Annotated in this window: 20 protein-coding genes, 1 pseudogene and 1 riboswitch; of the genes and pseudogenes, 11 read left to right on the forward strand and 10 right to left on the reverse strand. The window is 62.0% G+C overall.

Translation table 11 applies throughout. The features are described from left to right. The 4 genes from AC3EA7_RS17350 to AC3EA7_RS17365 form a co-directional block, all read left to right on the forward strand. The coding region (locus AC3EA7_RS17350) for a DUF4058 family protein (protein WP_488615457.1) at positions 1–138 on the forward strand (138 nt) is incomplete at its 5' end. 52 nt (positions 139–190) lie between these two features. Beyond that, a riboswitch (TPP riboswitch) is annotated at positions 191–292 on the forward strand. Between the two features lie 148 nt (positions 293–440). Further along, positions 441–1,094, forward strand: coding sequence for a thiaminase II (gene tenA, locus AC3EA7_RS17355; RefSeq protein WP_488615332.1), 654 nt, complete (start codon positions 441–443; stop codon positions 1,092–1,094). Beyond that, positions 1,094–1,939 carry a hypothetical protein gene (locus AC3EA7_RS17360; protein WP_488615333.1) on the forward strand — a complete coding sequence of 282 codons (846 nt, stop codon included), beginning with the start codon at positions 1,094–1,096 and terminating at the stop codon, positions 1,937–1,939. Before tenA ends, AC3EA7_RS17360 begins: the two co-directional genes overlap by 1 nt. Before the next feature lie 304 nt (positions 1,940–2,243). Continuing rightward, on the forward strand, positions 2,244–2,918 hold the full coding sequence (locus AC3EA7_RS17365) for an MBL fold metallo-hydrolase (RefSeq protein ID WP_488615334.1): 675 nt from the start codon (positions 2,244–2,246) through the stop codon (positions 2,916–2,918). A gap of 14 nt (positions 2,919–2,932) precedes the next feature. Here AC3EA7_RS17365 and AC3EA7_RS17370 read toward each other — a convergent pair whose 3' ends face one another. Next, on the reverse strand, positions 2,933–4,057 hold the full coding sequence (locus tag AC3EA7_RS17370; RefSeq protein ID WP_488615335.1) for a hypothetical protein: 1,125 nt from the start codon (positions 4,055–4,057) through the stop codon (positions 2,933–2,935). Further along, a pseudogene (locus tag AC3EA7_RS17375) lies at positions 4,054–4,674 on the reverse strand (DUF4365 domain-containing protein). The gene AC3EA7_RS17370 and the pseudogene AC3EA7_RS17375 overlap by 4 nt, the downstream one beginning before the upstream one ends. A 150-nt stretch (positions 4,675–4,824) precedes the next feature. Here AC3EA7_RS17375 and AC3EA7_RS17380 point away from each other — a divergent pair. Then, positions 4,825–5,280: a hypothetical protein gene (locus AC3EA7_RS17380; RefSeq protein WP_488615336.1), complete on the forward strand. Its 456-nt coding sequence runs from the start codon at positions 4,825–4,827 to the stop codon at positions 5,278–5,280. 315 nt (positions 5,281–5,595) lie between these two features. Then, complete coding sequence (locus tag AC3EA7_RS17385; protein ID WP_488615337.1) at positions 5,596–6,078, forward strand: hypothetical protein; 483 nt, start codon at positions 5,596–5,598, stop codon at positions 6,076–6,078. 760 nt (positions 6,079–6,838) lie between these two features. Here the strand turns inward: AC3EA7_RS17385 and AC3EA7_RS17390 are convergent. The 8 genes from AC3EA7_RS17390 to AC3EA7_RS17425 all read right to left on the reverse strand — a co-directional run bounded on the left by AC3EA7_RS17390 (position 6,839) and on the right by AC3EA7_RS17425 (position 14,243). Further along, a complete protein-coding gene (locus tag AC3EA7_RS17390; protein ID WP_488615338.1) occupies positions 6,839–7,651 on the reverse strand; it encodes a PfkB family carbohydrate kinase in 813 nt (270 codons plus the stop codon). 85 nt (positions 7,652–7,736) lie between these two features. Then, the gene (jag, locus tag AC3EA7_RS17395) at positions 7,737–8,423 is read right to left on the reverse strand and encodes an RNA-binding cell elongation regulator Jag/EloR (RefSeq protein ID WP_488615339.1); all 687 of its coding nucleotides are present in this window, start codon (positions 8,421–8,423) and stop codon (positions 7,737–7,739) included. A 78-nt stretch (positions 8,424–8,501) separates the two neighbouring features. Beyond that, the gene (locus AC3EA7_RS17400; RefSeq protein ID WP_488615340.1) at positions 8,502–9,521 is read right to left on the reverse strand and encodes a YidC/Oxa1 family membrane protein insertase; all 1,020 of its coding nucleotides are present in this window, start codon (positions 9,519–9,521) and stop codon (positions 8,502–8,504) included. Between the two features lie 75 nt (positions 9,522–9,596). After that, positions 9,597–9,974: a ribonuclease P protein component gene (rnpA, locus tag AC3EA7_RS17405; RefSeq protein ID WP_488615458.1), complete on the reverse strand. Its 378-nt coding sequence runs from the start codon at positions 9,972–9,974 to the stop codon at positions 9,597–9,599. Positions 9,975–10,038: 64 nt separating this feature from the next. Continuing rightward, a complete protein-coding gene (gene rpmH, locus AC3EA7_RS17410; RefSeq protein ID WP_488615341.1) occupies positions 10,039–10,212 on the reverse strand; it encodes a 50S ribosomal protein L34 in 174 nt (57 codons plus the stop codon). 281 nt (positions 10,213–10,493) lie between these two features. Further along, complete coding sequence (locus AC3EA7_RS17415; RefSeq protein ID WP_488615342.1) at positions 10,494–12,107, reverse strand: S1 RNA-binding domain-containing protein; 1,614 nt, start codon at positions 12,105–12,107, stop codon at positions 10,494–10,496. A gap of 55 nt (positions 12,108–12,162) precedes the next feature. Continuing rightward, the gene (locus AC3EA7_RS17420; RefSeq protein ID WP_488615343.1) at positions 12,163–13,152 is read right to left on the reverse strand and encodes a vWA domain-containing protein; all 990 of its coding nucleotides are present in this window, start codon (positions 13,150–13,152) and stop codon (positions 12,163–12,165) included. Continuing rightward, positions 13,149–14,243, reverse strand: a complete 1,095-nt coding sequence (locus AC3EA7_RS17425) for a magnesium chelatase ATPase subunit I (RefSeq protein WP_488615344.1) — start codon at positions 14,241–14,243, stop codon at positions 13,149–13,151. Before AC3EA7_RS17425 ends, AC3EA7_RS17420 begins: the two co-directional genes overlap by 4 nt. Before the next feature lie 283 nt (positions 14,244–14,526). Here AC3EA7_RS17425 and AC3EA7_RS17430 point away from each other — a divergent pair, with 283 nt between their 5' ends. From AC3EA7_RS17430 to AC3EA7_RS17450, 5 genes are all read left to right on the forward strand, one after another. Then, a complete protein-coding gene (locus AC3EA7_RS17430; RefSeq protein WP_488615345.1) occupies positions 14,527–14,685 on the forward strand; it encodes a hypothetical protein in 159 nt (52 codons plus the stop codon). After that, positions 14,682–16,544: a hypothetical protein gene (locus tag AC3EA7_RS17435; RefSeq protein ID WP_488615346.1), complete on the forward strand. Its 1,863-nt coding sequence runs from the start codon at positions 14,682–14,684 to the stop codon at positions 16,542–16,544. Before AC3EA7_RS17430 ends, AC3EA7_RS17435 begins: the two co-directional genes overlap by 4 nt. 9 nt (positions 16,545–16,553) lie before the next feature. Next, complete coding sequence (locus tag AC3EA7_RS17440) at positions 16,554–17,483, forward strand: HEAT repeat domain-containing protein (protein ID WP_488615347.1); 930 nt, start codon at positions 16,554–16,556, stop codon at positions 17,481–17,483. An 841-nt stretch (positions 17,484–18,324) separates the two neighbouring features. After that, positions 18,325–19,104, forward strand: coding sequence for a PIG-L deacetylase family protein (locus AC3EA7_RS17445; RefSeq protein ID WP_488615348.1), 780 nt, complete (start codon positions 18,325–18,327; stop codon positions 19,102–19,104). Beyond that, positions 19,089–20,186 carry a lipid II:glycine glycyltransferase FemX gene (locus tag AC3EA7_RS17450; RefSeq protein WP_488615349.1) on the forward strand — a complete coding sequence of 366 codons (1,098 nt, stop codon included), beginning with the start codon at positions 19,089–19,091 and terminating at the stop codon, positions 20,184–20,186. Before AC3EA7_RS17445 ends, AC3EA7_RS17450 begins: the two co-directional genes overlap by 16 nt. The last annotated feature ends 90 nt before the right edge of the window (positions 20,187–20,276 follow it).

Raw genomic sequence — 20,276 nt, forward strand, 5'->3', positions numbered from 1 at the left:
ATTGTGCAGCAGGTGTATCGCAACGCGCGCTACGATTTGCGCATCGACTACCGGCAGCCGCCGCCGCCGCCCGACCTGTCGCCGGAGGATGCGGCGTGGCTCGATGCCCACCTGCGCGCCAAAGGGCTGCGGGCGTAGGCGCGTAGGCGCTGTCGCCTTGACAGCCGCCATAGGACAACGTATACTGTACATTGTTCCGTAGGGGCGCTTCGCGCACGTAGCGAGGCTGAGAAGACACCCTTTGCACCTGATCCGGGTAATGCCGGCGTAGGAAATCGGAACGGGCGCTGACTTCCGCTGCTGCCAACCCTTTTCCTCTTTGTGGTGCAATGCCTCTCTGAGATCGCGTTTGCGTCCCCCGACGGAAGCGGTTCGATGTGCGTCTGGGTGCAGGACCCATTCAAGCGCACACAATCACGTACTGTCGAGGAGGGATCGTTATGCGCTTCACCGAAACGCTCTGGTCGTCGATCACCGACATCTACCGGGCTATCATTCAGCACCCATTTAATGAGGAGCTGGCGCAGGGAACGCTGCCGCGCGAGAAGTTCGCTTTCTACATGCAGCAGGATGCCCTGTATCTGGTGGATTTTGCGCGCGCGCTGGCGACGATGGCCGGGCGCGCCCCCGATGAGGAGGCGATCATCCAGTTTGCGCGCTTCGCCGAGGGAGTGGCGGTGGTCGAACGCGCGCTGCATTTCACCTACTTCCGTGAATTCGGCATCGATGCGCCGACGCGCCAGCAGTCGCCTTCCTGCTTCGCTTACACCAACTTTCTACTGGCAACTACTGCCGGTCGCAGTTACGAAGAGGGCATGGCCGCCCTGCTCCCCTGTTTCTGGATCTACCGCGAGGTCGGGCACGACATCTACCGCCGCGCAGCGCCGAATAATCCGTACCAGAAGTGGATCGACACCTACGCCGGACAGGAGTTCGGCGAATGGGTCGATCGCGCCATTGCGTTGACCGATGCCATTGCTGATCGCGCTGCCGAAGCGCAGAAATCTCGTATGCGCGATGCCTTCATATTCTCTTCCCGGCTGGAGTGGATGTTCTGGGATAGCGCCTACCGGCTCGAACAGTGGATGCCGTGATGACCCAACGATTACTCGTCCTGGACTTCTCGGGAATGTTGAGCCTGGAAGCAGTGCGTTTCGGCACGCCGGATCGTCTGGAGCAAGCGCTGCGGCAGAGCGGTCTGTGGGACCTGGGGGTGAACGTCGAACACTACTGGAACGACATCGTCAGGCCGACATGGGAAATCGGCAGCACGACGCGCGCGCCATTTGCGCGCCTGATCGCGCAGCGCATATCGGTATCGCACGACCTCGCCGATCATGCGCTGCGCTGCGCCGAACGGTTTGTGCAGGCATACCTCCAGGCATCGGTCATCGACCCGGCGTGGCGTCCGCTCTTCGACGCACTGCGACCCGCAGCCCAGGTGACGCCCCTCGTCGCCACCGACCATTACGCCGAAGCCACCGACCATATCGCCCAACAGATCGCGGCGCTGGGATGGCGCGCAGCAGCGTTGCGCATCGACGCAACCGGCAGAACGTCGCCGCAGACCGTTTCGACGCCGGACGACGACCCGCCGCCATCACGCCCGGTCCTGATCGCCAATTCAGCCGATCTCGGCGCGCACAAAGACAGCGATCTCTTCTGGCGTCGTGTGCAGGCAGGGCTTGACGTGCAACCGCAAGAGGCGCTGGTTGTCGATGACTTTGGCGCGCATGAGAACCTGCTCGACTTCTACGCCGACCCGGTGAAGGTCCAGCGTCGGCAGGCGCAGACCATCGGCGCCATCCAGAGCGTCTTCAGCGCGCCGGTGCAGGTGTTCCCGTTCATCCTCGACCGACCGCTTCCCCCCGGTGAGGCGTTGTGCGCCGCGTATCGCGCAAAGGTGGAGGCGGCGGCAGCGACGCTGCGCGTCGGATGAATTCGCACAAAGGCGCAAAGGCGCAGTGATCGTATTGTCAAAAATCGCACCCCACCGAACGATGCTCCTCATACGAACGTGCGGGCAGTCATCCAGGATGCTCAGGCGCCCAATTCGCTTGGAGAAACGAGCGATGTGCATCGGCAGTATGGCAAGAATGGCCGCATCATTGGTATCACATGCGCCGGAAACCGCTGGTTGGCATCTTGACAAAAATAACCAAACAGCGTATATTTATGGCGTAAATATACGCTGTTTATTTCTACCGGAACATCCCCATCCCGGCAAACGTCAGGAGATCCGCATGCACATCACCCATCTCAGGCTCAGTTTCTCCAATGCCTACCTGGTGACGGGACGCAAGACCATTCTCGTAGATACGGGCATGCCCGGCGAGGAGCGCGCCATTTTGCGCGCTGCGGCGCAGGCGGGCATTGATCCTTCCAGCATCACGTTGATCGTGCACACCCACGCGCACGTCGATCATGCGGGAAGCAGCGCCGCGCTGGCAGGGACGCACGGCATCCCGACCGCAGTGCATCGCGCTGATGAGTCGATGCTGCGTGCCGGACGCATGAATCCGCTCTTGCCGCTGCGGCTGGAGGCGCGACTCATCAAGCCGCTGGTGGAAAAGCCATTCCCGGCAGTTACGCCTGATCTATTTCTGGATGAGATGTTCGACCTGACCGCCTTTGGCGTCGAAGGCGCCATTCTGCACACGCCCGGACATACGGCTGGTTCGATTTCCGTGCTGCTTCCAGGCGGCGCGGCGATTGTTGGCGATGTGATGATGGGGGGATATATTGGCGGCGCCCTTTCTGGTCCACGCCCCAACTATCACTACTTCGCCGATGACCTGCCCGCCGTCGAGCAGAGCATTCGCACCCTGCTCAACGCTGGCGTGCAGACGTTTTACGTGGGGCACGGGGGACCGCTGCAGCGCGACGATGTGCAGCAGCGATTCACGCATGCAATGTGACGCTGACCGGCCGCCTATTCGAGGATCGTCACGTTGCGAGGGTTGCGCAGGACGTACTCCTCCCCTGCGCGTATCAGGTCGCCGGTGCAGCGGATTGTCTGGCGTCGCTCGTATGCGTCGAGCGTGCGCCGGTAGTTCTCTCCTGCGAGATCGCACACCACAGGACGGAGCGCCCCGTCGATCAACCCGCTGATCGTTGCCTGCCCACTCGTATCACTGGTGCGATCCAAGCGGGTGACAAACCCCTGCACCACGACGTCTTCGCGCGGCGTAGCTTCGCGGAGTGCGCGCCCTGTTTCCCGCAGAAACGGAAGCGCGCCAGCGGGCATATCGACCGCCGACACGGTATCGGCGGGCGCCGGGCGCAACGGCGACCAGGCGACGTTGAAACCGATCCGCTCCGCCTGGCTCCCTTCGTACAGCCCGATCAACGCATCGCACAGATCGGCGCTGATGCCGCCGGGCGCCACTTCGAGCAGCGGCTCGATCGTTCCATCGGACGCAGCATGCTCGACGGCGTCGCGCAGGGTGTGCAGCGCCTGGATGAGCAACAGCGTCATGCGGCGGGCGAATGGCGTCTTCCGCGATCCGGTGCGCACCTGCGGCTGCACATCGGATGCAACCGGCGTGTACACCGCGACGGTGAAACTGCCGTGTCCAATACCAATGCGCGCCTGCTGGACATACGCCGCTGCCGCTTCCGGCACACGATCGCCATACACCGGGCGCGGCTGCACGGCGCTGCACGCCGCCGTGAGCAACAGGCGCTGCACGCTCGCAACAAACTGCGCCCCGCCCTGCAACGCAATCGTCCCGCCGGACAGCGCCTCCCCTTCGGCGGAAATGCGGGTCACATCACACGCAACGTTCTGAATATCTGCCAGGATGTCGTGTTGCGACCGCTGCTCGACCGCCTCAAGCGTTTGCAGCGCCTCAGCAATGCGCGTGGCGTAGTCACGGTACGCCGTGTTCAGCGGAAGCAGAATCTCGACCGGCTCATTGTCGCTTTTGCGCTGCCAGATCGCGTACTGCCCCTGATGATGCTCACGCTCGCGCCAGTGCTGTGCGCGCAGATAGGCAACCACATCGAGTGGACGAACAGCGCGGAGGATGGCGCTGTCGCGAATGGTTGCTTTCATGGTCGCAGACCTTTCCCAATCATCTCCATAAGACGCCTGAGTTCTTCAACGGTAAACTGTTGCTGGCGGGGAATGTGGACTGTCACCGACGCCTGTGATGCCAGCAGCTCTGGAAAACCACAGAGCGACAGGTAGTATCCGCATTGCCGCAACACCATCCGGTCTGCGTTGTGAGGCGCGAGGCGTGAGGCGTGAGGCGTGAGGTATCCGCATCGCTGCAACACCATCCGCTCTTCGTTCTGATCCAGCCACTGGCTCACCGTATCGGGCACGCAGACGACGATGAGCATTCATGGCGCCAGCACATCATCGCCGCGCAGGTCGTCATAGTTCTTCTTTTTGAGCGTGAAACGCATCGGATCGGATTGCCAGATCGGCTCGGCGGTGCACTTGAGTTGCACCTCCAGCCGCTGCAAGCGCACTGTTCCCCTGCTGCCGCGCATCGCAATCCCCAGATCGACGCTGTCGTCATCGACTTCGCGCTGGCAGACAGCATACCTGGCGACGCTCGCAACGGCGGCGCCCAGGCGATGCTGAATTGCTCTTTTTGTCGTGACAGGTCCATTATAATCTCTTATCAGGCGTCTGTTATTAGAACATATATTCGCATTATACACGACTGATGCGATTATGTCCTATCTCTCTCAACGCATCCTGCCGTTCCCTGGATATTCTCTGAATAGAGGAACGTTCGTGACCATGCTATAATCGTCAGAGGCTCGCATTTGTTTGCTTTGCGTCAACTATTATACAAGAGGGCGCACGCTATGTATGCTCCACCGCCTCCGCCGCCTCCGGGCATCATGTCGCCGATGGAAGCAAGTCTCCTGTTTGTGATCGGATTGGCTGCGACGCTCCTGTTGCTCTCGATTGCTGTTGCAGTCGAGGCGACCTTGCTTGCGATTCTCAAGTGGAACCGATTTTTCCGTTCGTTAGGCGTCGCCCTGCTGATGAGTCTGGCGTCCGGCGCACTGGGTTTTGCATTTCTGCGCCTTATGTCCGACCTGGTTGACCTTGATGGCGTTACGGCGTTGGTGATACTCTTCGTTGGCTTCTACCTTCTGAGCATACCGGTCAAATTCGGTGTGCTGACTCTCTTCCGCAAAGACGCGCTCCGGCAAAATTTCGTCGCCGCGCTGATCGTCAACACGGTCAGTTGTGGCTTAATTGGCTCGCTGATTCTGCCGCCCATCCTGCTTCCCTATGGCATATCTCAATTCTGATAGCGTGATCAGCATGCATTCGGGCAGCGGGGTTGCACATATGACTTCACTGCAAAAAGCTGAACCACGAAGGTCACCAAGGGACACGAAGGACATGCGCTTCATGGTTCTTCCCCTTCGTGCGCTTCGGGTCCTTGGTGGTTACTTCACGGCACAAAGCGGTAACCACGAAGGTCACCAAGGGACACATGGGCTGATGCCGCCGGTGGCGACGACAGGACTGGCAGGAGCGGCGCTGGTCGTCCTGGCGCTCATCACCTGGTTTGTGCCGCAATTCAGCACTGGAATATCTTTCGCGCACCGGCATCCAATCACATGTTCAACATCCTCGTCGTTGGCGCACTGCTCGTTGCGGTCGGATTGCGCTCATTCGTCTGGACGGGGATCAGCGCGGCCATCACTTCTGGCGGGCAGGCGGCGCTGGCGCTGGCGCTGGCAGCCGGGAGCGGAAAACTGATCGGCGGCTTTGTTACCGATGTGGCGGGATGGCGTCTCTTTGCACTGGCGAGCGCAGCACTGGCGCTGGCGCTGCTGCTCGGCGACAATCTGCTGATTGGTGCAGCGGTTTTGCAATCATCCACGGCCCTTTCAATGGCAGCGATGGGACGGCTGCTCCCCCGTTCTCCGGCGCTGGCTGCGTCACTGCCGCTGGGAGCAGGGGTCGCGCTCGGCGGACTGCCGTTCATGCTCATTCCAGGCGGCGGTTTTGGCATTGCGCCGCTGGTTGTAGCGTTGCTGCTGTCGGGTGCGCTCTACTGGCTGGGGTTGAGACAGCGAGAACTGAGAACTGAGAACTGAGAACTGAGAACCGAGAACTGAGAACTGAGAACTGAGAACTAGCACTAATGCGCGATCATTTAGACGCTACTGCCGCTGCGCGTTGACCGTTGCGTCTTGCCCAACGAACGCGCGAACCTCTTGTCTGACTGAACGCCGCCTGGTATGAGCAAAGAATCCGGTCTCACCCGGTGCAGCCCGCGCAGGCGGGCCGGGCAGCAGTAGCCCGCGGCTTCAGCAGCCGCAGTCGCATCTGCAATACGTCCGCACCCTGCGCACGGAGGGGCGCCGCCTCTCACCTCTTGCCCCTTGCCTCTCACCTCTTGCCCCTTGCCTCTCACCTCTTGCCCCTTGCCTCTCACCTCTTGCCCCTTGCCTCTCACCTCTTGCCCCTTGCCTCTCACCTCCTGCCCCTTGCCTCTCACCTCTTGCCCCTTGCCTCTCACCTCTTGCCCCTTGCCTCTCACCTCTTGCCCCCTGCCTCTCACCTCTTGCCCCTTGCCTCACGCCTCTTGCCCCCTGCCTCTCACCTCTTGCCCCTTGCCTCTCACCTCTTGCCCCTTGCCTCTCACCTCTTGCCCCCTGCCTCTCACCTCTTGCCCCTTGCCTCTCACCTCTTGCCCTTGCCTCTCACCTCTTGCCCCCTGCCTCTCACCTCTTGCCTCTCACCTCTTACCTCTTGCCCCTTGCCTCTCACCTCTTCCACACCCCGTGCGCGGGGGGGGGAGGCGCCAGCGGCGCGCCCCTACCCGCCACTGTTCCCCGTGCAACCTGCCCACCGTCAACGTCCCACGTCCGCCCGATACGGAATCGCTCCCGGTCCCACGCCTTCGACGCTGCGTGCGGCGATGCAGGCGGCGAAATGCGCGGCTTCGAGCGGATCGCCGGTTTCGTCGAGGCGCACGAGGAAGGCAGCGGCAAACACGTCACCGGCGCCGGTCGGGTCGCGTTCGACTGCCGGGCAGGCGTCGATGGAATGCGGATGACCGTTGATGAAGAGGGTCGCCCCGGCAGCGCCGCGGGTCAGCGCAACGAGCGGGCAGTAGCGCGCATAGGCGCGAGCGCGCGCTTCGTCGAATCGTACATCTTCGATGCTCATCACCAGCACATCGATCCGCTCCAGTACACGTGGCGGCGGATCCCATGGGCGGTAGGCGATCTGCGCAGGGAGCGGCGTATGCCAGGCGCGCATCATGCCCTGCGGCGTCATACCGAGGAGCGCGTTGGGGAAGGCATCGACCAGGCGTTCAGGCGTTTCCGCCAGAATTGGCGCCAGATGCACAATGCGCGCCGACCGCCACGCCAGGGGAACATCATCAAGCGTCAACACCCCAGAGCCGGCGTGGAGGATCTGCACCCGTCCCTGGGGCGTGTAGCGATTCTCGAAGATCGGCGCATCCATCGTTGGAGCGAATGCCACTGCAATCCCGGCAGACCAGTCGGGCGGAATGGCGGCGCGCGCCGACACCACCCCCACGCAGCGTCCCAGCCGGTGAGCCGTCAGCGCGGCGTAGAGCGCCGTCCCTCCCGACGCATATGAGCCATCGGGCAGCAGGTCGCGGGTCATATGACCGATCAGGAGATAGTCAGGCATCGTCGTCATGGATTAAAAGAAGAGGGAGCGGCGCAACCGGCGCAGCGCCGATTGTCGCTCCCCCTGGTTTACCGGTATACCGGCATCATGATCGTTTTGCCGGATAGATCACAACCTTGCGGTTCTCACCTTCGCCGCTGCTCTCGGTATACACCGTCGGATCGGAGCGCAGCGCCAGGTGCACAATGCGCCGTTCATAGGCGCCCATCGGCTCGAGCATCAACGGACGCCCGCTCTGGCGCACTCGCTCCGCCATGCGGCGCGCCAGCCCTTCGAGCGACTCCTGGCGGCGCTGGCGATAATTCCCGACATCGACGACGATCTGCGGCCATTTTTGCACCCGGCGACTGACCAGGAGATTGACCATGAACTGGAGCGAGCGCAGCGTTTCGCCGCGCCGTCCGATGAGCAGGCTCATCGCCTCTTCATCGGCGCCTTCGATGTGGAGCGTGATGGTTTCTTCGGGTTCGCCGCGCTGATCGGGAACCGAACTGATCACAGCGGTAACATAGGCATGGATATCCATGCGTTCGAGGATATCTTCCAGAATCTGGCGTGCAATCTGCTCGACGGGACCGGTTGCCGCCGCGCGCGGCGCCGGGATCTCGTCGGCCTCATCATCCACGACGGTGACGCGCACGAGCGCTTCATCGCCATTAGTGCCCGGCTCGAGCACTTCGATCGCCACCTCATCGCGATCTTTGCCAAGTTGTGCAAGGGCAAGACGAATTGCTTCCGCTACTGTGCGTGCACTGATCTCAATACTTTTCATGGAGCCCCCAGTTGAGTACGGCATCCGCGCCGATGCGCCCTGGCGGAGATTGAGAGCCGGAACCTGCGACTCCCGCTCCTACCTGCGCGCCTTTCTGCGTCGCGGATTCATCTGCGACGCCACTCGCCGCATTTGCGCTGGCGTGGCGCTTTCAACAGGCGCAGCGCTTTCTGCCGATTGCGACTGTGACTCGACCGGCTCGCTGCGTGACTCGGTCAGTGGCCGGAGCGCCTCCCAAAAATCAATCTTGTGCGATGGCTCCTCAGGCGAAGCGGCGCTTCCACTGCTGACCGCCGACGCCGCTGTTTGCGCAAGCGGCGTGATCGGCGGAAGGAGACCGCCATCGGTCGGCAGGAACTTAAGGTAATTTGCCAGCGACCCCCAGCCGGAGATCACATACTGCTGAATAATCGACAGAATGCTGCCAACCACCCAGTAGAGCACGGCACCGCTTGGGAAGATAAACCCGATGTAGCCGAACACAATCGGCAGAATCAGCATCGACTGCATCATCGCCTTCTGCTGCGGGTCCTGTATGCGCGGCGTCGCCATCAGTTGCACGATCAACTGAAAGATCACCGACAGGATAGGCAGGATATAGTACGGGTCGGTCTTCCCCAAATCCGGCAGCCAGAGGAAACTGCCCGCCAACTGCGGCTGCCCCAATGTCGCCGTTGCGGCGCTGAACGGAATGCCCTGCTCACTGAGCACGCGCAGCATCGCACTGCCAGCGTGTTCCGCGGGTGACACGCGCGTCAGATTGATCACCGCCTGGTAGATGCCGAAGAAGATCGGGAGTTGCAGCAGCATCGGCAGACATCCGCCGACCGGGTTGACCTTGTATTCGCGGTAGAGACGCATCGTCTCTTCCTGAAGTTTCTGCGGGTCCTTGCCGTATTTGCGCTGCAGTTCCTTCATATGCGGCTGAAGTTCCTGCATCTTGCGCGACGACTGGAGGGATTTGATCGTCAGCGGCAGAATAAACAGGCGTGCAACGATTGTGAACAGAATAATGGCAAGGCCGCCGCTGCCCGTCCACGCATAGAAGGTCAGCAACACTTGCTGGAGGAACTCCACGAAAGCAAGCCAGACTGGCATAACAGCATATCCTTGTTACTCACAACACACAGCGTGTGTATTCTAGCGCATTTTTGCTCATCTGTCAGGTGCTGATCACTGATGCTCCGTGTTGTCGGACGGTTTGTTCACCGACTCGTGCACCACGCCGGCGCGCTGCACCAATTGTAGCACCAGCGCCTGGAGTTGTGGAAACGCGATCGCTGCCAGCGCCGGTGAGCGCGCAATGAAGACCAGGTCCCAGCCGGGTTCGATCTGTGGATACAGCAGACGCACCGCTTCGCGCACACGGCGGCGGATGCGATTGCGCACAACTGCGCCGCCCAACCGTTTGGCGACGATGAATCCACACCGTGAAACCCGGCGTCGGTTGGGGGCGGCGTTGAGCATCAGCATCCCCACATCCCAGGTTCGACCATCACGGCGTACCCGCTGATACTGTTCAGGCGTGCGAAGGCGGTAAGCGCGTTTCATCGCAGGCTGTGGGCGAAGTATTCGGAGAGTCGAGTTCATGCCCGACGCCCACAGATCGGCAAGATTACCGATGCCCGCGACGGACCTGACGACGCTCATCGCTAACGGTCAAGCGGTAGCGCCCCTGGAGACGCCGGCGGCGCAAGACTGCGCGACCATCTTTGGTTGCCATACGCGCCAGAAATCCGTGCTTACGGCGACGCGGAATACGTTTGGGTTGCCATGTTCGCTTGGGCATTGGCGCCAACCTCACAACATCATACAAGCTGGACTCTCGTGGAGGTCGCGCACCGTCCCGCCATCCGCATTCCGCCTTGCGACCGAAGCCGCAGCTATGGGATGCAACGCCCATCTGTGCGGACCAGCGGTTCCACTGCTTACCGCCATACGAGGAGCCAGCGTTTCGATTTCCTTTACAACACCGCAAACGCTGGAATGCGGCGCAACGTTCGACCGGCGCGGCAATGCCGCGCCGATTCAAGCAATTATACCCGCTCTGAAAGCGATGTGTCAAGAATCTTAATCGTCGTCCAGTTGCTGAAGGGTGCGACGGATAGCATCGCGCTGACGGCGGAGGTTCCGGTCTTCCGCGTCGTCGTCATCGTCCTGGCGGCGGCGGCGCTCGTTGCGCCGGGATCCGCCGAATTTCGACACCAGATCTTCGATGGTGGCATTCCCGCCGAAATCGTCGTCTGCCGGGGTGTACACGTCACTCGCCCGCTCACGGCGCGGCGGGCGTTCCTCGCGCGGCGGGCGCCCCTCGCTCCGCGCTCGCTCGACCCGCGGGCGTTCTTCCCGCGCCCGTTCTTCGCGCGGACGCTCCTCGCGCGGCGGCGGTTCGCGCGGCGTGTCTCCCAACCGCAGGCTCAGACTGATCCGTTTGCTCTGCGGATCGACATCGATCACCCGCACCTGCACCTTATCGCCGACCTTGACGGCATCTTCGACCCGCGCCACGCGCGTGTTCGACAACTCAGAAATGTGCACCAATCCATCGCGCCCGACGCCGATATCAACGAACGCGCCAAACGGCGCTAGGCCGCTGATCGTGCCTTCAAGAATCTGCCCCTTCTCCAGTTGCTGCCATTTTTGCCCGCGCTGCGCCCGCCGCAGGCTCAGACTGATGCGCGCCCCTTCCGCATCAACTTCCAGAACCTTGAAGGTGTAGGTCTGACCGACCTGCACGACATCTTCCGCCTTTTCGACGCGCCCTTCCGCCAGTTCCGACACATGCACCAGCCCATCTTTGCCGACGCCAATATCGACGAACACGCCAAAGGGCGCCAGCCCGGTCACTGTTCCTTCAACATTATCGCCGACACGCAGCGCCGCCAGTTTTTCGTAATCCACGTCAGGCTTCTTCTTACCACGACCGCCGCGCGGTTCTGTGCTGCGCTCCCTTGTGCGCATTGTCAGGCTAATCCGCCGGCCATCGGGTTCGACGCTTTTCACCCGCACCTTTACCGTATCACCGATCTTCACCAGATCGCTTGGCGATTCGATCCGGGTATTGCTCATCTCCGAAATGTGCACCAGACCGTCGCGCCCGACGCCAATATCGACGAAGATGCCGTACAGCGCAATTGAGGTGACTCGCCCTTCGAGTTCCATACCGGGCGCCAGGTCTTTCACCCGGCGCGGGCGTCCGGCGGGTTCATCGGCGGGCGCCTGATAACTCGCAGCCTCGGCAGGCGCGCTGTCGGCGCTTTCTGTCGCCGGCGTTACAGCGGCGGGCGCCAGCGTTTCCGCCGTGTCTTCGGCGCTTTCGGTTGCCGGCGTTTCAGCGGCAGGCGCCGCGTCGTCTGCCGCTGCGACACCCGCCGCACTATCAGCGCTCGTGGTCGTCAGCGTTTCAGCAGCAGGCGCCGCATCGTCTGTTGAGGCGGTAGCCACTGCCTCTATCGCTCCATCGGCGGCAGGGACCGGTTCGGCGTTATCGCCGCCCTCAGACGACGCAACCATACTCACATCTGCCGTCTCTCCCGCCCCAGCGCCATCCGGCGCTTCCGCCGCCGGGGGAGATTCTATCGACGGCTGCTGAGTTTCCGCTTCCGCCGCTGCCACACCTTCTGCAGCTGGCGAGTCGCTCAGCAGTTCATTCCGCTCTTCGACGGGACGCTCCTGATCGGTCATGACCAACCGTCCTCCTGGTTTAGTTACCTGTACTTTTGCCTATCATAACCGCATACTAGCGTGTGCGGTCGCGTAACTCTGCGCGTACCAGATCGGCGAGCCCACGCTCCTGAACATCTTCGATGCGGTAGTAGCTTCCCTTCAAATGATGCGCCAGTTGCCGCGCCAGACCGCGTTCGAAGATCGGGTGCTCAGTATCAATCACCACTGCCGGTATCGATTGCGCTGTAATAAAATCGGCCAGTGCATAACTTTCCGCTTGCGGCGGCAGATCGCTCATCGAGACATTCGCCTGCCCGTCGGTGAGCAACACCAGCAGCGGCATCACTTCCGGATCTTGGCGGCGCGCGCGTTCCAGCACTTCATACCCCAGCAACAACCCGCGCGAGAGCGGCGTTTTGCCGCCGGTCGGCATCTGTTGCAACTGCCGTTGCGCCAGTTCGACGCTGTTAGTCAACGGCAACAGCAGCGTCGCATAATCACGCTGGAACGACACCAACCCCACCCGGTCGCGGCGCTGATACGCATCGCGCAAGAGCGAGAGCACCGCCGCTTTGGTGGCGCGCATGCGCTCTTCGGCAGCCATGCTCCAGCTGGCATCGACCACGAAGCAGACTGCGTTGCGCGTTTTGCGCACCCGCACTTTCTGGCGCAGATCGCTGCGGCGCACAATAACCCGCCGCTTCCTATCGCCATCGCCATGCTCTGCGCGACGACGGATCTGCTGTGGCGCCGCCTGGCGCAGGGTGGCGTCCAGCGCCAGATCGGTGATTCGCTCCGCCGGGCGGCTGGTGATGTAACGCCCCTGTTTCCGCGTTGTACGGGTGCGACTGCGCCTGCCTGGCGCCCGACGCTGCAAGCGATCGCGCGCGCCTTCGATCTTCTGCGGGCGGAAGGCGGGGTCGCTCATGAACGTTGTGCCGCTCTGCGTTTTATCGCCGCCGCTGGATGCCGCGTCCGCTTCGGTTGCCGCGTGCGCCGATGGCGGCGGCGCATCACCTTCCTCGCTGCTGCGCCGTTCGCCGTCCGGCTGCCCAGCGGTCACGCCGTCAACTTTTTTTTTACGTGCTCGGCAGATGGCGCCGCATCATCGCCAATCTCACCCTTGACGCGCTCCAGAATCTGCCCGACGCGCGCTTCGTCGAGTCTGACCTCGGTGAACGGCTGGCGGCGCATCCGATGGGGCAACGCCAATTCCGCCGCCAAGCGAATATCTTCCACCGTCAGGCGTGCGCGCCCCGACCAGGCGGCATGGGTGCGCGCCGTTTCGAGGATGGCGAGATCGGCGCGATGCCCATCGACCCCCAATTCGAGCGCCAGCCCTGCCACTGCAGCCATATCGCCGCGCGAAATCGTCACGGCCGGCAGCAATGCGCGCGCCGCGATAATGCGTTGCGCCAGCGCCTCTTCTTCCTGCTGCCACTGCGCCACGAACGCATCAGGATCGCTCTCGTACGCCAGGCGCCGCTCAATGACCTCCACCCGTCCGGCGACATCGGTCAACCCGCTGATCTCGACCACCAGCCCGAAACGATCCAGCAGTTGCGGGCGCAATTCGCCCTCTTCCGGGTTCATGGTGCCGACCAGAATGAACCGCGCCGGATGCGAAACGCTGATCCCCTCGCGCTCGACCGTATTGACCCCCATCGCCGCCGCGTCGAGCAGCACATCGACCAGGTGATCATCGAGCAGGTTCACCTCATCGACATAGAGCAACCCACGATTCGCCTGCGCCAGCAACCCCGGCTCGAAGCGGCGCTGCCCCTCGGTCAGCGCGTGTTCGAGATCGAGCGAGCCGACGACCCGATCTTCCGATGCAGCAACCGGCAGTTCGACCAGGCGAGTCGATCGTTCTTCGACCGGCAATTCCTCACCGCGACGCAGCCGCGCTACACACGTCGCGCACATCATTGCCAGGCGATCAGGGGGGCAGCTATAAGGGCAATCGGCGACAACCGTGATATGCGGCAGGAGCCGGGCAAGCCCGCGTACTGCGGTTGATTTGGCAGTCCCCTTCTCGCCGCGGATCAACACGCCGCCGATGCGTGGATTGATCGCATTCAGGATCAGGGCGCGCTTGAGGCGTTCCTGCCCGACCAGCGCGCTGAATGGGTAGATTGGTCGCTCTGATGGCATTCGCTCTCTGACGCTTACGCAACACAACGCGCTTCCGGTCATGACAGACCGAAGCGCTGCGTTTGGGTTTTGTCTTGACGGATTATTGCACGACCAGCGGTAATGATTCTGTGTCATGTACCGGACGCGGTCATTGTCGCACAAAGGAGAGCAAAAGTCAAACGCTCCAAACCATCCGAAGCATCGCTCGTGATTGTGGTATAATAGGCATCTAGCGCAGCAGCGGCGCAAATGTCGGGCTGCGCCTTGTCTGTTTCAATTTCAGTGGAGTCAGGGTGGCGGTATGATGGATGGCAAGAACATCATCTACGGGGAGACGGCGATAGACAAATTGGCGCAGCAGGTGCGAGCCACAGGCCAACCGCAAGACATCCAGAGCCTGACGGAGCGGTATCTGGAAATTCTGCGCGAGCTGGTGCTCGCAGGAGAACAGCAGGCATGACAGCAGTCACTAGGGAGCGTCCAACATTTGCCGGCACCGAAGAGCAGCAGGCGCTGGCGGAAGAAATCTATCAATTGATGGCAGGGCAAGGACGCCTTTTCGCCTTCGATGCGCCCATCCGTCAGACGCTTCAGAACCTGGCGGACTTTTACGCCCGGCAGCGTCAGATGGATCCGGCTGAAGCGGCGCGACTGATCGACGAAGCGCTGCGCGTCAATGATCACGTCTTTGCGCGGCAGGAGACCAACGGCGACGTCGTGTTCATCACGTCGCGGCGCGGCCGGTATATTCCCCCGCAGGTCGATACCGTCCACACATTCAAGCAACGCCTGTACGAACCGGAAAATCCGCTTCCCATCGATGACATCAGCGTGGTGGTGACCACCACTCGCCCGGCGCTGACCACGGTCGAACCGGTGTTCATCTCCGAATACTGGCAGCAGCAGGCAGGATTGATCCCGGTGGTCGTCGAATCAACGGTCGAAACGCCGGTCGGAGCGGTTGTCGCAGCGCCGGAAGCGGCGGAACCGGCTGGCGTGAGCGCACCTCTCGAAAAGGAATCCAGGGTTGCTCCGCCGGTCGAACCGGCACAGGCGAACACGGTGATTGTGCTGCCCAACGGGTTGCAGATCGACCTGCGCCGTCCGGTTGAGGAGTTGATGGCGCAACACGGCAATACCCTTATGTCGCAATTGCGCACAGCAATCGAAAACGACCCGCTCCGTCGTCTGGTGATATTCGGCAATCAGGCGTTCCCCGAAGCGGCGCTCGTCAGTTTCGGCAAGAACGATCTGCGTCGCATCAGCGAGTACATCAAGGAAGTCGGCGAGCCGTTGCTCGATACGCAGATCATTGCCGACATCTTCTACCACAATCCACGCCAGAGCGATTATGAGGTCTTTCGTTTCGCGCTCAACTATCGCCTGAGCCGCGAAAAAGACTTCGAGTTCGTCGGCATCGAGGGGGCGCGCCTCTGGTCGGTGCGCAACCTGCCGGCAATCGGCACCAAGCGGGTCAAGGCAAGCGAAATGGGGCAACTTGCCGGCTACATCGAAGAAGGGTTCGACGATAGCCTGGCAGAACAGAGTATCGACTCCATCCGCAAGAGCGGGCAGGTCAGCCATGTGCTGACGTTCTTCGAGTGGGAATATGGCATCCTGCCGCTCACGCGCGCCCTGGCGGCGCTGCTGCCGCAACCGCTGCTCGCCGATCAGCGCAGCGCGGTGCTGCGCTGCGAGTTGCCGCAGCACTATCTGAGCACGCTCGTGGAACTGCGCTACCCGACCGGCAATCGCGGCGGTTGGGTGCAGGGCTTCGAGACGCTGTTTCACGATTACCTAGTCCCCGGCGCCCTGATTACGCTCATGCGCACCGATGATCCGCGCACCTTCGCTATCACCTATGAGGAACAGGAGGAGACGCAGGATCGCCTGCTGGTGCTCGATGAAACCAAGAAAACGCCGAAATTCACCTTTGCCAACATCTCTTATGCCTGCGTCGTCGATACCGATATGCTGCTGAGTCAGCAGCAGTACGGGCGCTTGCGCAATCTCAAGGCGTTCCCAATGAACGAGCGGCGCAAAGCCGACCTGATGATCGAGCATGTCTTCGAGATCATTGGTGCGCCGGTCGGGACGCGCGCGGAGCCGAAATATGCGGCTTCGTTCGAGACGCTGTTCGTCGCCCTAAATGTGTTGCGCCCGGCGTCGCGCGAATACCTGACCCATCTTCTTGCCGAAGGCGACGATTTCGCGCCCGACGCGAGTCGTCCAGGATGGTGGTTCTATACGCCGCCGCCGTCGCCGGAAGAGGACGAGGACGAAGAGCCGGACGACGAGGATTTCGACGACGAGGGGTGACGAACGACCATGGATCTTGCGGCTCTCCTGCGCACCCTGGCGGCGCGCGAGCATCTGTCGATGCGTGACCTGCGCTCCCTTTCCGGGCTTGATCCGCGTGATCGCGCGATGGTGTGGCCCGAATGGGAGCGCATTCCTGTCGAACGGCGCATCGAAATCGCCCACGCGATGGTCGAACTCGCCGAGGATAATATCGACCTCGATTTCACGGTGATGTTCCAGTGGTTGCTCGATGATGCCGACGCAGCCGTTCGCACCAGCGCAATCGAGGGGCTGTGGGAGTGCGATGGTTTGCCGATTCTGCGGCGCATGCTGACGTTGCTCAACGATCCCGCCGATCAGGTGCGCGCCGCGTCGGCGCTGGCGCTTGGGCGCTTTGCCTATATGGCGGAAATTGAAGAGATCGACGCTGCATACGGTCAGCAGGTGCACGATGCGTTGCTGGCGCTGATCCGTGACCCGTCGCAGCCGACCGAGGTGCGCCGCCGCGCTATCGAGAGCGCAGGGTATTTTGCCGCGAGCGATGAGGTGCAACAACAGATCGAACTGGCGTATGCCAGTTCGGACCAGTTAATGCGCGAAAGCGCTCTAACGGCGATGGGGCGTTCGATGCTGCCCCGCTGGCTCCCGATTGTCAGCCGCGAACTCGAAAGCCCTTCTCCGGCGCTCCGTTATGAAGCCGCGCGCGCCGCCGGCGAAATGGCGGACCTGGCGCGCTCACTGGTAGCGCGCATCGTTCGCCTGTGCAGCGACGCTGATACCGAGGTGGCACTGGCCGCGATCTGGGCGCTTGGTCAGATCGGCGGCGAAACGGCGCGTCGCACCCTGCAACGCATCAGCGGCAGCAATGACGAGGCGCGCAGTCAGGCAGCCGCCGAAGCGCTCGACGAATTGACTCTCGAAGAGGGGTTCTCCGGCGGCGACTGGCGCAATAATTAGATACGTCGGCGGACGTTCGCGCCGGGTTTCCGTCGGACTCGAGGCTTTTCCAATACGGCGCCTGCCATAGGCGGGCTTACGCGGTAGCGTACTGGCGGGTTGCTCATACTAACTTGCGGTCAGTCAGACAAGATGTTCGCGCGTTCGTCGGGCAAGGCGCAACGATCAACGCGCAGCGGCAGGCGTGTCGTGGATGCAGATTGCGCCCCGGCGTCAGCATCCGCTCGTCCGCCCGGCGGCTGAAGCCGCAGGCTACGGTTGCCAGGCTCGCCTGCGCGGGCTTCACCGGGCGATACCGGATTCTTTTCTCAAAAACCATTCTTGGAGTCCAATGCAAAAAGGCTTAACCGCCAAGGACACGAAACGCACGAAGGGGAAGAACCATGAAGCGCATGTCCTTCGTGTCCCTTGGTGACTGCGTAACGCGGAATGTATTCCGCCCGTCTGCCGATAGATAATGAAGCGCATGTCCTGTGTGTCCCCTGGTGACCTTCGTGGTTGCTTTTTGCGGTGAAGTAACCACCAAGGGCACGAAGCGCACGAAGAGGAATAAAAAGGTGAATAAACATGAAGCGCATGTCCTTCGTGTCCCTTGGTGACCTTCGTGGTTACCAAGGACCCGAAGCGCACGAAGGGGAAGAACCATGAAGCGCATGTCCTGTGCGTCCCCTGGTGACCTTCGTGGTTACCGCTTTGTGCCGTGAAGTCAATGTTGTCACAATGACCGCACATTAGTATCAGATAGCGAACGCAAGGACGCGAAGACACAAAGGTGGAAGACACGATGGTGAAACGTTGCGCCTTTGCGTCTTCGCGTCGATCGTTTCGAGACATGCTGTAGATGGCTGATCACGTGACCGATCTCGACCTGGCGCGCTATGATCGCGTGTACCTCTCGCCGCACCTCGATGATGCCGCGCTGTCGTGTGGCGGGGCGATTGCCGTCGCTCCCGAACGGACGCTGGTGATCACGCTCTGCACTGCGCCGCCGCCCGAGACGGTCTTCAATGCGGTCGCGGTTGAGTTCCACGCCGAGTGGGGACTCGCGCCGGACGAGGTGCTGCAGGTGCGATTGGCTGAAGACGCGGCTGCAATGGCGATCCTGGACGTCGATTCTGTCCGTATCGGCTGGCTCGATGCCATCTATCGCATGCCGGAGGCGTATTGCAGTCGCGCTTCGCTCTATCGCTCGCCCGAGCCTGATGATCCCTTGTCGCTACAGGCGCGTGATCTGTTGACCCTGCTGATCGAACGCGCGCCGCGCGCGACGATCTACGCCCCGCTCGGCGTCGGCAATCACGTCGATCACCTGGCGGTCTTCGAAGCGGCGCTTGCCTGCCCGCCAGACCGCATCGCGTTCTATGACGACATTAACTATGCTCTGACCTCCGGCGCCATTGAGCGACGCCTGGCGGAGATCGGAACGCCGCTGGTCGCTGAACTCGTGTCGTTCGATGCAGCGGCGCTACAGACGAAAATTGCGGCAATCGCGGCTTACCGCAGTCAGATGGCGGCCCTGTTTGGCGGGACAACGGCGATGGAAGCGGCCATTACTGCATACCACGCAACGCTGGCGCGAAGCCGCAACGGGTATGCTGAACGCATATGGCGGATTATGTGATCGAGCAGCATCCAGAACGCGCAGCCTTCGCCTCCGAGCCAACGGCCGTCACGCCGGATCGAGCATCGTGGGATGCGTTCGTTCTGGCGCACCCCGACGGTCATCTGCTGCAATCGTCGGGTTGGGGCGATCTGAAAGGACGCTTCGGCTGGACGCCGCACCTGCGGGCGATCAGCGCCGGGGGCGTCGTGCGCGCCGGCGCGCTGGCGCTTGAGAAACGGCGGTTTGGTCTGAGTGTGCTGTACGTGCCGCGCGGTCCGCTCTTCAGCGGCGACACGCACATCGATACGCTATTGCTCGATGATCTGCTGCGCCTGGGACGCCGTCGCCGCGCAGTGTTCGTGCGTATCGAACCGAATCTGGCGGAAGATGCTCCTTGCGTCGCAGCCCTCGATGCCATGCTGACCGGGCGCGCCATGCAGCCGATGGCGCCCATTCAGCCGCGCAGCACCATTCATCTCGATCTGACGCCGGAACCCGAACGTCTGCTTGCGGGCATGAGCAAAGGGCATCGCGCCGACATCAAACGCGCCGCGCGGGAAGGGGTGACAGTGCGGGAAGGCGACGCGCCCGCCGATCTCGACGTCTTCTACGCCATTATGCAGGAAACCGGCGCGCGCGCCAGATTCGCCATTCACACACGCGCATACTATGCCAACGTCCTGGAACTGTTTGGCGACGCCGTGCGGCTGTGGCTGGCGGAACGCAACGGCGCGACCGTTGCAACCGCGATGACGGCGGCGTGGGGCGCAACGGCGATCTACCTGTACAGCGGCTCGACAAGCGAAGGATTGCGGTGCGGCGCACAGCATGCCATTCAGTGGCGCGCGATCCAGTGGGCGCGCGCGCGCGGCGCTGCCCGCTACGATTTTTGGGGCATTCCCGACGTGCTCGGACAGGCCGCCGCGGTTGCCGATTCCGCCGCGCGCGCGCGCCTCGAAGCAGAAGCGGAGCACGATCCGCTCTATGGCGTCTATCGGTTCAAAAAAGGCTTCGGCGGGCGCACAGTCCGCTACCTGCCAGCATATGATTGCGTGCGCATTCCGCTGTTGTACGCGCTCTGGCAACGGCGCATAGCATAGGGATTTCTCACATATGCAGGCTGGAGCAAAAGCACGAAGACGCAAAGAAGCGCGATAGCGACGTCGCTCATTTGCATCTTTGCGGCGACA

The sequence above is a fragment of the Roseiflexus sp. genome, assembly GCF_057785375.1.